A 13,647-nucleotide genomic window follows, 5' to 3' on the forward strand; every position below is an offset into this window, starting at 1 on the left:
AGCGCACATGCTCGCACAGACCCCCTGTCCGGCCCTTACTCGACGACCTGGCGCCCCTCCGGCCGGGCGGAGCAGCTGCCGTGGAAGGAGCAGTGACCGCACTGGTCCCCCGTGGTCGGCACGAAGCGCTCGCGGACGATCCGGTCCGCCGCCTCGGCCAACAGGCCCTCGATCCACTCGCCGCCCTCCGACAGCGACGCCTGGCTCTGGACGCGCGGAGCGTCCGGCTCCGCCTTGGACGCGGGCTGGCGCAGCTGCACCAGCTCGGCGCCGCCCGGCTCGGGGTGCCCGCCTTCCGACGTCGCGAAGACCTCGTCCACCGCTCCCTCGCGCACGGCGAGCTGGTAGACCCCGAGCTGCGGATGGGCGAGGACCTGACTCTGCGTCGGCGTGCGGCGGCCGGTCTTGAAGTCGACGACGTAGGCCGCGCCCGTCGACTCCTCCCGCTCGACGCGGTCCATCGTGCCCCGGATGCGGACCGCGTACGGGCCCGCCTTCAGCTCCACGTCGAAGGGCTGCTCGGTACCCACCGGCACCCGGCCGCGCTCGGCCGCGTGCCAGACCAGGAAGCGCTCCAGGGCGGCGCGGGCCTCCCCCTTCTCCTGCTCGGACTTCCACGGCGCGTCGAAGGCCAGCGCGTCCCAGACCCGGTCCAGGCGGGCCATCAGCACGTCCAGGTCCGCGGGCGTGCGGCCGGCGCCGACCTCCTCGGCGAGGACGTGCACCACGTTGCCGAAGCCCTGCGCACCGCTGGACGCCTCCTGCGCCCGCACCTCGCGGCCCAGGAACCACTGGAGCGCGCAGGCGTCGACGGACTCCAGCGCGCTGCCGGAGAGCTCCACCGGCTTGGCGGGATCGCGGACCGGCTCGGCGTTCTCGGTGACGTCGACCATCCCCCACCAGCGGTGCGGATCGGCCGCCGGGACGAGCGGCACGCCGTCCTCGTCGGTCAGCACGGCCAGCCTGGCCAGCCGCTCCGCCGCCGCCTCACGCAGGGCGGGCGAGGCCGTCACGTCGACGCTGGTGGCCCGCAGCTCCGCGACGAGCGCGGCGACGGAGAGCGCACGCCGCGGCCGGTGCGCGACGTCCTCCACCCTGACCTCCGGCACGCGGGTACCGTCCGGGCGCTCGCGGTACAGCTCGCGCAGGAAGCGCGAGGGCTCGTCGCCGTCCTCGGCGGCGGCCTGGACGGCGGTGACGACGAGCCGTTCCTTCGCGCGGGTGACGGCGACGTAGAAGAGGCGACGCTCCTCGGCGAGCAGCGCGCCCGACGGCATGGGTTCGGCCAGGCCGTCGACGCCGATCCGGTCCGCCTCCAGCAGCGAGCCGCGCCGGCGCAGATCGGGCCACAGGCCCTCCTGCACGCCGGCGACGACGACCAGGGGCCACTCCAGGCCCTTGGCGCGGTGAGCGGTCATCAGCCGGACCGCGTCGGCGCGGACGGCGCGACCGGAGAGCGTGTCGGCGGCGATGTCCTGCTGTTCCAGCTCGGCGAGGAAGTTCAACGCTCCACGGGGGCCGTGCGCGTGGGACTCGGCGCGGGCCGCGGTCTCGAACAGGGCGCAGAGCGCGTCGAGATCCCGGTCGGCGTTCCGCCCGGCCGCGCCGCCGCGGAGCGCGGCGCGCTCCAGCCGCTCACGCCAGGACGTGCTCGCCTCCCACAGCGCCCACAGCGCCTCCTCGGCGGTGGCGCCGCCGGCCAGCATCTCGCGGACCTTGCGCAGCAGCAGCCCGAGGTCCCTGGCCCGCCGGGCGGCGTGCCCGGGCAGCAGGGCCAACCGCTCGGGCTCCGCCAACGCCTCCCTGACCAGTGCCTCCGCCGATCTGACCGCGCGCTGCCGCTCCGCCGGCAGCCCCCGCAGCTCCGCCCGCTCCTCCTCCCGCAGCACACGCCCCAACCGCCGCAGATCCCCTCCGTCGAGCCCGGCCAACGGCCCGGTCAACAGCTGCTGCGCGAGCTCGGCGGTCAGCGGGTCGTCGGACTCCACCTCGGCGGGCGCCTCGGCCAGGGAGCCGAAGACACCCGGGTCGGCGGCGCCGGAGGAGGCGTCAGCCGCAAGGAATTCCGACTCGCCCGCTTCACCGCTCCCCGCGGCCTGCGGGTCCGCGGCCCCCGGGTCGAACCCGCCGTCCTGGCCGGCACCGCCGAGAACGCCGTCGGCAGGAAGCTCCGCCACGGGCCCGGCGGTGCGCGAGCCGAAGGCACCCGCACCGGGCTCACCGACCTGACCCGCGCCCCCGAGGACGCCGTCGGCAGGAAGCTCCGCCCCGGCCCCGGTGGTCTGCGCGTCGGAGGCACCCTGGGCGAGCCGGCCGATCGGGGCGGAGGCGTCGGTGAGAGCCGTGGCCTCGGGATCGGGGAGTGTCGATCCGTCACGCGGGCCGGGGACGGTCGGTGACCCGTCGAGAGCTGCGGCACCGGTGGCGGGCGTCGGCGCGGACGGGGCGGGGGCGTCGGAGGGCGCTTGCGCGAACGGCGGTGCGTCGGGGTCCTGGCCGGCGGCGAGGCGGCGGGCGCGGGTGGCGGAGAGGGCGCAGACGTGGAGGGCGGTGAGAAGGGGGGCCACCGCGGGCTCGGCGTTGAGGGGGAGGTCGTCGCCGTCGATCTCCACGGGGACGCCCGCGGAGGTCAGTGCGCGGCGCAGCCCCGGCAGGGAGCGGGCGCCGGCGCGGACCAGGACCGCCATGTCGCCCCACGGCATCCCCTGCTCCAGGTGCGCGCGGCGGAGCAGGTCCGCGATGTTGTCGAGCTCGGCGCCGGGCGTGGGGAAGGTGAGGATCTCCACCGCGCCGCCCTCGCGCGCGGGGAGCAGTCGCCGGTGCGCCTCCAGCGCCGCCGCGGGCAGCCGCCCCGCGGGGAGGCGTTCGGCCAGCACCCGGCTGGAGGCCAGCAGTCGGGCGCCCGCCCGCCGCGAGACGCGCAGCACCCGGATCGGCGCGGGGGTGCCGTCCGCCTTCGGGAAGCGGTGCGGGAAGTCGAGGATGCCGTTGACGTCCGCGCCACGGAAGGCGTAGATCGACTGGTCGGGGTCGCCCACCGCGACCAGCTCCCGGCCGTCTCCGGCCAGCGCGCGCAGCAGCCGGACCTGGGACGGGTCGGTGTCCTGGTACTCGTCGACGAAGACCACCCGGAACGAGCGCCGCAGCTGCTCCGCCACCTCCGGGCGCTCGGCCAGCAGCACCGCGCGCTGCACCAGCTCCGCGTAGTCGAGCACGCCCTGCAGGTCCAGCACGTCCAGGTACTCCGCCAGGAAGCCCGCCGCCGCCTGCCAGTCGGGCCGGCCCACCCCTGCGGCGAAGCGGGCCAGCGCCTCGCCGCCCAGGCCGAGCTCGCGCGCGCGGGCCAGCACCGCACGGACCTCGTCCGCGAACCCGCGGGTGGTCAGGGCGGCACGCAGCTCGGTGGGCCAGTCGAGCCCCTGGCCGTGCCGGGCGTCCTCGGCACCACCGGCCAGCAGCTCACGGACCATCACGTCCTGCTCGGGACCGGAGAGCAGCCGCAGCGGCTCCGCGTAGAGGTCCGGCTCCTGGTGCGCGCGCAGCAGCGCGTAACAGAAGGAGTGGAAGGTCGTCGCCTGCGGCACCGCGCCGCCGCCCACTCGGGCGGTGATCCGGTCGCGCAGCTCGACGGCGGCCTTCCTGCTGAAGGTGAGGACCAGGATCTCCTCGGCGGGGACCCCCTCCGCGATCCGCGCGGCGACCGCCTCCACCAGCGTGGTGGTCTTGCCCGTGCCAGGTCCGGCGAGGACCAGCAGCGGACCGCCGCGATGGTCCACGACCGCCTGCTGGTAGCCGTCCAGGGCAGGGACGGCCGCAGGCGTGACCGGCTCGCGCACGAGGCGGTACGCGCCGGCGGGAACGGAGCTGGTCATGGCGTGGTCCAGGGGAAGAACTGCGGCTGCGCGGAGGGACGGGGTGCGCCTCACGCACTCCGTCCGGTAGCGAGCCTACGATCCTGCCCCGACAACCCCTGCTCTGTCCCCCGCTTCGCGGGATTCGTCACGTTGCTCCGGCCGCAGCCGCCGCCCCCTGACCCGTACGTATCAAACGGCTCGGGGTGCGCTCGCACCTCACTCGGGGCGGCCGTCCCACCGGGCCCGGCGCAGGTCCACGCGCGGCATGTGCTGTCCGGCGACCTCACGCAGCGGCGTGCCCTCGACCCGGTACTGCTCCAGCGCACGCAGCTCGTGGCCCGGCAGCAGCCGGCCGTCCGCACGGATCACCCGCCACCACGGCACCGGCGCGCCGTACAGCGCCATCACCCGTCCGACCTGCCGCGGACCGCCCTCGCCCAGGTACTCGGCGACGTCCCCGTAGGTCATCACTCGTCCGGCCGGAATGATCTCTGTTACTTCCAGCACACGCTCCGCATACGGCGGAAGCTCCGTCCCGGGCGCCTCTTCGCTCACATCCAGCATTCTGGCGCACACCTCCGACAGCGTGTGCGGCACCGCGACACCCACGGGGGAGACCGGTGCGGAACCTCCTCGCTCACCCGGCCGGGGGAATGTAGCATCCGCCGAGGGTCGGCTCGGGAAGGCCTCACCGCCACGTGCTCGATCCGACCGTGCCACCCTTGAATGACCTGAGGGGACCCTGAGGGGACGATGGCAGGCGGACGGACAGAAGGCATACAGGTACAGATGACCGGATCGAGCGCGAGCGCGGATCAGTCCGCCGACGCGTCCCGAGGCATGCCCGAAACCGCGGCAGAGCCTCCGTCCGAGCCGGTCGTCGATCTGGTGAAGCGTTCCGCCTCCTCCCCTGGCCCGGTGAACTCCTCCCCGAAGCCGCCGGCCCGCCGGTCCGGCGCACCCGAGCTGCTGGTGTCCGAGCCGACCATGTCGGAGCGCTCCTCGTCCGAGCCTGCTCCGCCTCCCGCGAGGGTCACCCACCCCGACGAGTTCGACGGACAGGAGCAGGTCACCGTCGCGGTCAACGAGCCGCTGCTCGCCGCCCGCGCGCACCGCCCCTCCGACCTGCTGCGCTTCCTGCTCGGACTGCTCGGCATCGCCGGCGTGCTCGTGCTCGCCAGCATCGCCAAGTCGACCACCACCGGGCTGACCACGGACATCACCTCGGGCGCGACCAGGCTCCCCGGCTTCCTGGTCACCATCACAAGCTTCTTCTCCACCGCGGCCGTGCTGATCGTCCCCGTGGCCTTCGCCGTCGAACGGCTGATCAAGCGGGACGGCCTCCGCGTCGCCGACGGCGTCCTCGCCGCGGTCCTCGCGCACGGCCTCTCGCTCGGCATCGACCTGTGGGTCGTACGCGCGGCGCCGGAGTCGATCAGGGCGGCCCTGGTCGTGAACAACTCCGACCCCGTCCACGGCTACCTGACGCCGGTCATCGCCTACATGACGGCCGTGGGCATGTCGAGCCGGCCACGCTGGCGAGTCGCGCTCTGGCTCGTGGTCCTGCTCGACAGCCTCTCAGAGCTGGTCAGCGGGAACACCACGCCGCTGTCGATCGCCATCACCATCCTGCTCGGCCTGACCGTCGCCTACGGCACCCTCTACGCGGTCGGCAGTCCCAACGTCAGGCCGACCGGCGAGCACCTGCTGGCCGGTCTGCGCAAGGTCGGCTTCGACCCGATCACCGCGCACCGCTCCCCCGACGGCCCCGAGGGCACCCGCCGCTACCTCGTCGTCCAGCAGGTCGGCCCGCCGCTCGACGTCCACGTGATCGACAGGGAGCAGCAGGCCTCCGGCTTCTTCTACCGGTTCTGGCGACGGCTGCGGCTGCGCGCGGTGGCGACGCGCTCGAGTCCGCAGTCGCTGCGCCAGGCGCTGGAGCAGGAGGCGCTGATCGCCTACGCGGCCAACGCCGCCGGGGCGCACTCGCCGCACCTGATCGCCACGTCCGAGCTGGGCCCGGACGCGGTGATCCTCGTCTACGAGCGGATCGAGGGCCGGGCCTTCGCCGACATCCCCGACGAGGAGATCACCGACAAGATCCTGGTCGACGCCTGGACCTCGGTCCGGACCCTGCACGACCGGCGGATCGCGCACCGCCAGCTGACCGGCAAAGCGCTGCTGGTCACCGAGGACGACGGCACCTGCCTGGTCAACCTGGCCGGCGGCGACATCGCGGCCGGTGAGATGGCGCTGCGCATGGACGTGGCCCAGCTGCTCACCACCGTCGCGCTGCGGGTCGGCCCGGAGCGGGCGGTCACCTCGGCGACGGAGGTGCTCGGCACCAACCGGACCGCGGCGGCGCTGCCGATGCTCCAGCCGGTCGGACTGAGCCGGTCCACCCGTCAGGACCTGAAGCTCTATCAGCGGCATCGCAAGGCCGAGGTGCAGGCCGCCAGGGACGCGATGATCGCCACCGGGGTGAAGGTCGAGGAGGCCCTGGAGGCCAACCCGGACCCTGCCGATCTGCTGTCGCTGATCCGCGAGGAGATCCTGGAGCTGGTGCCGCAGGCCCCGGTCGAGCCCGCCAAGCTCGAAAGGCTCAGGCCGAAGACCCTGATCAGCCTGATCGCGGGCGCCTTCGCCGCGTACCTGCTGGTCGGCCAGCTGACCAACAACCCGCTGACCCATCTCGCGCACGCCCAGTGGGCCTGGATCGCGGTCGCGGCGGGCGCCTCCGCGCTGAGCTACGTCGGCGCGGCGATGAGCCTGGCCGGCTTCGTCCCCGAGCAGCTGCCCTTCTGGCGGACCATCGCCGCCCAGGTGGCGGGCTCCTTCGTGAAGCTCGTCGCCCCGGCCGCCGTCGGCGGCGTCGCCCTGAACGCCCGCTTCCTGCAGCGGGCCGGCGTCCGGCCCGGCCAGGCCGTGGCCAGCGTCGGCGCCTCGCAGCTGGTCGGCCTGGGCATGCACATCCTGCTGCTGCTGGGCTTCGGCTTCATCGCCGGCACGGCCAGCAGCTCGGACGTGCCCTCGGCGCGGACCGTGATCACGGTCGTGCTGGTGGCTGCGGTGGTCGTCCTGATCATCGCGGCGATCCCGCCGCTGCGGCGCTGGCTCGTCCAACAGCTGCGGGCGCTGTTCGTCGGCGTGATCCCGCGCATGCTCGATCTGCTGCGCACGCCCTCGAAGCTGGCCACCGGCTTCGGCGGCGTCATCCTGGTCTCGCTGGCCTTCATCGCCTGCCTCGACGCCTGCGTCCGCGCCTTCGGCGGCTCGGCCGGCTTCGCCGCGATCGCCGTCGTCTACCTCGCGGGCAACGCGGCGGGCTCGGCGGTGCCGGTCCCCGGCGGCATCGGCACGATCGACGCGGCGCTGATCCTGCTGCTCAGCTCCGCTGCGGGGGTCCCCGGATCGATCGCCGGTCCTGCGGTGCTGATGTTCCGCATCCTCACCTTCTGGTTCCCCGTCCTCCCCGGCTGGCTCTGCTTCGGCTACCTCCAGCGCAAGGGCGGTCTGTAGGCCGCCGGAAGCCACCCGGTCTGCGATCCCGCGTTCACAACGGGCGCCGGCCTCGCCCGGCGCCGGGCCGAAGAGCCGCTGACGGGCCGTCTGCGGGTGGTCGCCCAGGCGCGCCGCGATGTCGGGCGCGCTCACGGCGGACGGGCGCCCACGCCCGGTGAAACCCGGGGAGCCTCGGGGCCGGGACCCGTGGCGCTCCAGGTAATCCGTTGCGGCGGAGGGGTGTCGGTGTTTCCATCCTCGGATGGCTGAGATCAGGGAGCCCTGGGGGCTCAGTGTGCTGGGTGCCGGGCATGTGTCGGGTGAACCGAAGGTCGCCGAGGTGAAGCTCGCCGTCGACCTCGTGGCGGCAACGCCGAAGGAGGCCTTCGCCCAGGCCGGCGCCGCGGTCGCCCGGCTCCGCGCGGTGTTTCGGGAGCGCGGGATCGCGGAGGCGGATGTGTCGGGATCTCGTCTCGCGCTCCGTTCCAGTTTCAAGGGGTACGGCGCGGAACAGGTTTTCCTCGGCTACCGCTGCGAAGCGACCTACACCGTGCGGACCGAGGATCTCGACGGGCTCGAGCGCCTCATCGACGAGGGGGTGCAGGCCGGCGCGAACCGCGTGGACGACGTGCATTTCGACGTGCTGGACAAGCCCGCGCTCCGCGACGAGGCGCGGCGCAGGGCGGTCGCAGCAGCCAGGCGGAAGGCGGAGGTCTACGCCGAGGCGTGCGGCGTGCGGCTGGGCTCGGTGATCCACATTCAGGACGTGGACCCCGAGTCCATGGGGATCCGCAGCCACGGGAGCCGGATCGGCGGCGATCCGGAGAACGACGGCACGTTCACGCCCGGCGCGGTCCGCGTCGAGGCCGCGGTGCTGCTCGGCTTCGCCCTGCTTCCCTGAACGGCGAACGCCGGCCGCTCCCCCGCAGGTGGGGGAGCGGCCGGCGTTCGTGGCGCGGACCGGGGCCGGTCAGTAGACCGGCTTGTGCGGCTCGATCGTGTTGACCCAGCCGATGACGCCGCCGCCGACGTGGACCGCGTCCGAGAAGCCGGCGGAGTGGAGGACGGCCAGGACCTCGGCGGAGCGGACGCCCGTCTTGCAGTGCAGGACGATCTTCTTGTCCTGCGGCATCTTCTCCAGCGCGTTGCCGAGCAGGAACTCGTTCTTCGGGATCAGCGTCGCGCCCGGGATGCTGACGATCTCGTACTCGCCCGGCTCGCGGACGTCGACGAGGAAGATCTCCTCCTCCTCGTCCTGCCACTGCTTGAGCTGCTTCGGCGTGATCGTGTTGCCGGCGGCGGCCGCCTGGGCCTCCTCCGACACGACGCCGCAGAAGGCCTCGTAGTCGATGAGGTCGGTGACCGTCGGGTTCTCGCCGCAGAGCGCGCAGTCGGGGTCCTTGCGGACCTTGACCTGGCGGTACTGCATCTCCAGCGCGTCGTAGATCATCAGGCGGCCGACCAGCGGCTCGCCCACCCCGGCGAGAAGCTTGATCGCCTCGGTGACCTGGATCGACCCGATGGATGCGCAGAGCACGCCCAGCACGCCGCCCTCGGCGCAGGAGGGGACCATGCCCGGCGGCGGGGCCTCCGGGTAGAGGCAGCGGTAGCAGGGGCCGTGCTCGGCCCAGAAGACCGAGGCCTGACCGTCGAAGCGGTAGATGGAGCCCCAGACGTAGGGCTTGCCGAGCAGCACCGCCGCGTCGTTCACCAGGTACCGGGTCGCGAAGTTGTCCGTGCCGTCGACGATGAGGTCGTAGCCCGCGAAGATCTCCTTGACGTTGTCGACGTCGAGGCGCTCCTCGTGCAGGATGACGCTCACGTACGGGTTGATCTCCTTGACCGAGTCACGAGCGGACTCGGCCTTGGAACGGCCGATGTCGGACTGGCCGTGGATGATCTGGCGCTGCAGGTTCGACTCGTCGACGGTGTCGAACTCGACGATGCCCAGCGTGCCGACACCGGCGGCGGCGAGGTACATCAGCGCGGGGGAACCCAGGCCGCCGGCGCCCACACAGAGCACCTTGGCGTTCTTCAACCGCTTCTGCCCGTCCATCCCGACGTCCGGGATGATCAGGTGGCGGGAGTACCTGCGAACCTCGTCCACGGTGAGCTCGGCTGCGGGCTCGACCAGGGGTGGCAGCGACACGGGGGACTCCGGTGGTGGTCAGGCGATGTGTTCTCCTGGCCAACAGTGCCACGCGGCGACGTATTCCAGAGCCCCCGTTCCAGTGTGCGAGACATATCGTGAGACGAATCACGCACCTCAGGCCACCACGCCGACCCGCAGGTCGACCGGCTCGCCGCCGGACGCCCTCCCGCGCGCCCCGCGCCCGCCGGCCACCTCAGACCCGGCAGGCGGTCTCCATCCAGATGTCTGCCAGCGACTCCTCCAGCGGCACCCGCGGCCGCCAGCCGAGCCGTTCCCGCGCCGTGCGGATGTCGGCCTGGCGCCAGAGCACCTCCATCGGGCGGTCGGCGGCGTCGGCGCCCGAGATCGGGCTCCGGCTCTCCTCCATCAGCCGTCCCTCGAAACCCGAGGCGCGTACGAGCAGCGCGGCCGCGTCGCGCATCCGGACACCCGAGCCGCCGCCGATGTTGATCACGCCCGTGGCCGCGGAGACGGCGGCGGACTGGACGGCGCGGGCCACGTCCCTGACGTCCACGAAGTCTCGGAATGCGGACAGATCCGCGGTCCGCACATGCGGCTCGCCGCGTTCGAGCGCGCGGCGCAGGCCCTCGGAGAGCCGGCCGAAGAGCGAGCCAGCAGGGACGCCGGGACCGACGACGTCGAAGATCCGCAGCACGACCGCGTCGAGCCCCGAGGCGAGCGCCAGCTCGGTCCCGGCCAGCTTGGTGACGCCGTAGGGCCCCAGCGGGCGTGGCTCGGCCGTCTCGGCCGTCGCGGTGCCGATCGGCACCGGGCCGTACTCGGCGGCGGAGCCGACGTGCACCAGCCGGGCCGGGTCGTGGCTGCGCCGGATCGCCTCGCAGACCGTGGCGACGGCCTGGGTGTTGGCGCGGACGAGGTCGCGCGGACTCCCGTACGTCGCCCCCGCGCAGTTCACGACGACGCGGGGCATGACGGCGTCCAGGAACCTGGCCAGCGCGCCGGGACTCCCGGCGGCCAGGTCGAAGCGGATGTCGGCGGAGTCGCGTCGGCCGAGGACGGTGACCTGAAGCTCCGGGTCGGCGAAGAGTCGGTCGGCGACCCGACGGCCGATGAAGCCGTCGGCGCCCAGCAGCAGCACCCTCATGAGGTGGTCCTTCCGTTGTGCGGTTGATGCTCGGTCAGGAAAGTTCGGGGCCTGCCGCTTCGGCGGACGGACGGCACGGTGGCCTAGGCGCCCGGGGCGTGGGCTCGCCGGGCGCGCGGTGGGAGGTGGGGCTGAGCAGGACCGGCCAGGCGTGGAGGAGCAGCAGGGCTGCCGTCAGCGCGCAGGCCCAGCCGCGCACCTCCGTGTGCGCCGCCGTCACGTGGGCGGCCCCGGCGCAGAGACAGCACGCGGCGAGTGCCGTGAGCGCGGCGCGGGGCCGGCCGCAGTGCCACAGCAGCAGCGTCAGCAGCAGCCCGGAACCGGCGAGGCCCTGCGCCGCCCAGGCCCCGGGACCCCCGGCCCCGACCCGGCTCCGGCTCCGGTGGCGGCGCCGGCGGCGGCGCCGGCGGCGGCGCCGGCGGCGAGCGTGAGCAGGAGGAGCAGCACCAGGAAGAGCCCCGCCGTGGCCGGCAGCACGGGACGCATCCGCGAGCGGAACTCCTTCGACGACCGGGCCAGGGCATGCCGCCAACCGATGTGACGGAACCACCGGGCACACCAGTCGGCGACGCCGACCGCTGCCGCCAGCGCCGACTGCCGCGGCCCGAGGCCCGCGACGAGCGCCGGCAGCGCGCCGAGACCGAGGGCGAGCAGGGCGCGCTGCCACAGCACCGGCCCACGGCAGAGCAGTGCCGTCGGCACCGCGGCGAGCGCGAGAACCGCGATCCGCGCGGCGAGCGGGATCGGTGCTCCCCACCCCGCCGAGAGACCCCACAGGGCCAGGGCGGCTGCCAGCGGCGGACCGCCGGCCAGCAGCGCCGGACGCGTCCGCCGCCGCCAGGGGCCCGCGCCTCGCTGAGGGGCGACGGCACGCCTCGGCACGCGCGCGTACATCTCCTCGGCCAGCGAGAAGACGTCGGCGTGCCGGTAGCGTCCGGCCGTGCGGGGGCCGATGCCCGACCGCTCCAGCACCTCGGCGACGTCGAGCGGGTCGACCGCGTCCGCGCAGAGCTCCTGATGACGCTCCATCAGGGCGTGCACGGGATCCGCCCCCGACCGGGCCCGGGGCGGAGCCGACACGGGCCGGGCCGGACGGGCGGATGCACCGTGCCGACCGGGGCCGGAACGCGCCGCCGCGGCCTGACCGGCTCCACTCGCACCGCCGTGCCGGGGGGCGGAGCCGCCACGAGCGGCATGACGGGGCGTCATCGGACGGGCACCCCCTTCGGGAACGCGCCGACCCAGTACTCGGCCGGACGCGAGAACGGCTGCGAGTCCGGCTCGGGAGCGGGCGCGGGCAGCTCGGCCGCCAGCTCCAGGTAGAGGGCACGGAAGGCGTCGATCGCCGGCTCCACCGCGTACAGCTCCTGGGCCCGCAGCCGCCCGGCGTGCCCCAGCCGGGCGCGTCGCTCCTCGTCGGACAGCAGCGCGGTACAGGCGGCGGCCAGCGGCGCCGGCTCTCCGACGGGGACCAGCAGCCCCGTCGGACCGAGCACCTCGCGCGCGGCGCCGGCGTCGGTGGCCACGACCGGGCGTCCGCTGAGCTGCGAGGCCGCGAGCAGCTGGGGGCGGACCCCCTCGCTGCCGGAGAAGACGAGGACGGTCGCGTGTTCGTGGACCGAGCGGAGCCGCAACGGCGCGCCGTCGAAGGAGACGGCGTCCCGCTCCGCACCGAAGAGGCGCTTCGCCAAGGCCCGGCAGTGCGCCTCGTACCCGGACGCCCCCGCGGACGCCTCGCCGTGCACGCGCAGCACCGCGTCGGGCAGCTCCTCGCGGACCAGGGCGAAGGCGTGCAGCATGGGCTCCAGCCCACCGCCGGGCTCCATCGGTCCGAGCCAGGCCAGCGTCGGACGCTCCGGCTCGGTCCCGACCGGCGGCTCGTCGGCCAGCGGTGTGGCCTCGTAGACGACCCGGATCCGTTCGCGCTGCGCCCCGCAGTACTCCTGCCAGCGCTGGTCGAAGGCGCTGCCCGGCGTGATCACGCCGGCCTGGGCGTAGGCCTCGCCGGCGAGCAGCCGGTGGAAGGCCAGCAGCAGCGCGCGCACCGGACGGCGGTATGGGGACTCCCGGTAACCCCGGTAGCGCTCGCGCAGATGCAGGCTGTGCTCGGTCAGCAGCATCGGCAGGCCGAGGAGGCGCTTCGCGGTCAGGGCGACGAGCACGCTGGGCGCGCCCCCGACGACATGGCAGACGTCGACCCCGGAGAGGGCCCCGCTCCTGGCGCCCTTCGCTCCCTTGGCCCCGTACAAGGGGAGGGAGAGCGGGCGCAGCACCTGCTCCAGTAAGTCGGCGGCGACCAGGACGTCCTGCACGAGCGGCACCCCCGCGTCCCCCGGCCCAGCGGCGATGGCGGAGGCGGAGCCCAGCCACACCTGTTCCAGGGTTCGCACGGCCGCGCCGGACCGCAGCAGCGCGGGGAGCCCGCCGGAGCGGCCCGCCTCCGCGAGGGCGTACAGCGCGGGCGCGAAGCCTGCGGCGGCGCGGGCGTCGACCAGCGCGCGGACCAGTTCTCCGTAGGCGGCGAGCGCGGTGCGTCGTCTGCGCCTCCCGAGGAGCGTTCCCGTCCTCCTGGGCTCGGCGGCGGGAGACAGTCGTACGAACTCGTGCTCCGCGAGGGAGGTGACGAGGCGGTCGCTCCAGGCGACGGAGGCGGCACTCTCGGTGACCAAGGCGATGCGCATGGGACCTCCGGTCCGGAAGGGGACGACGTCAGCGGCAGGTTGAGCGCAACCGGAGAGGCCCTGCCCGGCCGCCGGACCTCGCCGGCACGACCGCAGACTCCCCACCACGCGTATACCGGCCGCTCGACCCCGATGCGGGGACGCGTGTTCGGCCGACGGCACGAAACTACGGCGCGGCGCTGACGCAGAGTCGGCCATCCAGCCCCCTACCACCCGAAGGAGTGAAGCCCACGCACCGCACCCACGATCCACCCACGCAGCACCCTGCAGCGCCCCAGGGGTGCGAGGCTCTGCCGGGCGCCTTCGGCGCGTCGGCGCGGGCAACCACCCCGGGGATGGCCCTGAGCACTCGGG

The 13,647-nt window shown here is 74.2% G+C and carries 7 protein-coding genes and 2 pseudogenes; 2 read left to right on the plus strand and 7 right to left on the minus strand.

Annotated elements, in window-relative coordinates:
- Positions 1 to 35 precede the first annotated feature (35 nt).
- Together BS83_RS38275 and BS83_RS38280 are read right to left on the minus strand one after the other, a co-directional pair.
- Positions 36 to 3,872 carry an ATP-dependent helicase gene (locus tag BS83_RS38275; RefSeq protein ID WP_063774312.1) on the minus strand — a complete coding sequence of 1,279 codons (3,837 nt, stop codon included), beginning with the start codon at positions 3,870 to 3,872 and terminating at the stop codon, positions 36 to 38.
- 198 nt (positions 3,873 to 4,070) lie between these two features.
- The gene (locus BS83_RS38280) at positions 4,071 to 4,418 is read right to left on the minus strand and encodes an MGMT family protein (protein WP_037610859.1); all 348 of its coding nucleotides are present in this window, start codon (positions 4,416 to 4,418) and stop codon (positions 4,071 to 4,073) included.
- Positions 4,419 to 4,643: 225 nt separating this feature from the next.
- Here BS83_RS38280 and BS83_RS38285 point away from each other — a divergent pair, with 225 nt between their 5' ends.
- Together BS83_RS38285 and BS83_RS38290 are read left to right on the plus strand one after the other, a co-directional pair.
- Positions 4,644 to 7,373, plus strand: a complete 2,730-nt coding sequence (locus BS83_RS38285) for a lysylphosphatidylglycerol synthase transmembrane domain-containing protein (RefSeq protein WP_037607904.1) — start codon at positions 4,644 to 4,646, stop codon at positions 7,371 to 7,373.
- Positions 7,374 to 7,617: 244 nt separating this feature from the next.
- Complete coding sequence (locus BS83_RS38290; protein ID WP_037607905.1) at positions 7,618 to 8,256, plus strand: SIMPL domain-containing protein; 639 nt, start codon at positions 7,618 to 7,620, stop codon at positions 8,254 to 8,256.
- A 69-nt stretch (positions 8,257 to 8,325) separates the two neighbouring features.
- Here the strand turns inward: BS83_RS38290 and moeZ are convergent, their stop codons facing one another.
- The 5 genes and pseudogenes from moeZ to BS83_RS38310 form a co-directional block, all read right to left on the minus strand.
- Positions 8,326 to 9,504, minus strand: a complete 1,179-nt coding sequence (moeZ, locus tag BS83_RS38295) for an adenylyltransferase/sulfurtransferase MoeZ (protein ID WP_037607908.1) — start codon at positions 9,502 to 9,504, stop codon at positions 8,326 to 8,328.
- A 196-nt stretch (positions 9,505 to 9,700) separates the two neighbouring features.
- Positions 9,701 to 9,811: pseudogene (locus tag BS83_RS49060) on the minus strand (reductase); the annotation flags it as partial.
- Positions 9,791 to 10,612 (minus strand): annotated as a pseudogene (locus BS83_RS38300) (NAD-dependent epimerase/dehydratase family protein); the annotation flags it as partial. The pseudogenes BS83_RS49060 and BS83_RS38300, both read right to left, overlap by 21 nt.
- A gap of 303 nt (positions 10,613 to 10,915) precedes the next feature.
- Positions 10,916 to 11,641: a hypothetical protein gene (locus tag BS83_RS46870; protein ID WP_198035391.1), complete on the minus strand. Its 726-nt coding sequence runs from the start codon at positions 11,639 to 11,641 to the stop codon at positions 10,916 to 10,918.
- Positions 11,642 to 11,817: 176 nt separating this feature from the next.
- Positions 11,818 to 13,293: a glycosyltransferase gene (locus BS83_RS38310; protein ID WP_051944939.1), complete on the minus strand. Its 1,476-nt coding sequence runs from the start codon at positions 13,291 to 13,293 to the stop codon at positions 11,818 to 11,820.
- Positions 13,294 to 13,647 lie beyond the last annotated feature (354 nt).

The sequence above is a fragment of the Streptacidiphilus rugosus AM-16 genome (assembly GCF_000744655.1).
GTDB lineage: Bacteria > Actinomycetota > Actinomycetes > Streptomycetales > Streptomycetaceae > Streptacidiphilus > Streptacidiphilus rugosus.

Coding starts and splice junctions, on each gene's coding strand:
- BS83_RS38275 (WP_063774312.1), bottom strand. CDS start 3,872: ATGACCAGCTCCGTTCCCGCCGGCGCGTACCGCCTCGTGCGCGAGCCG.
- BS83_RS38280 (WP_037610859.1), bottom strand. CDS start 4,418: ATGCTGGATGTGAGCGAAGAGGCGCCCGGGACGGAGCTTCCGCCGTAT.
- BS83_RS38285 (WP_037607904.1), top strand. CDS start 4,644: ATGACCGGATCGAGCGCGAGCGCGGATCAGTCCGCCGACGCGTCCCGA.
- BS83_RS38290 (WP_037607905.1), top strand. CDS start 7,618: ATGGCTGAGATCAGGGAGCCCTGGGGGCTCAGTGTGCTGGGTGCCGGG.
- BS83_RS46870 (WP_198035391.1), bottom strand. CDS start 11,641: ATGGAGCGTCATCAGGAGCTCTGCGCGGACGCGGTCGACCCGCTCGAC.
- BS83_RS38310 (WP_051944939.1), bottom strand. CDS start 13,293: ATGCGCATCGCCTTGGTCACCGAGAGTGCCGCCTCCGTCGCCTGGAGC.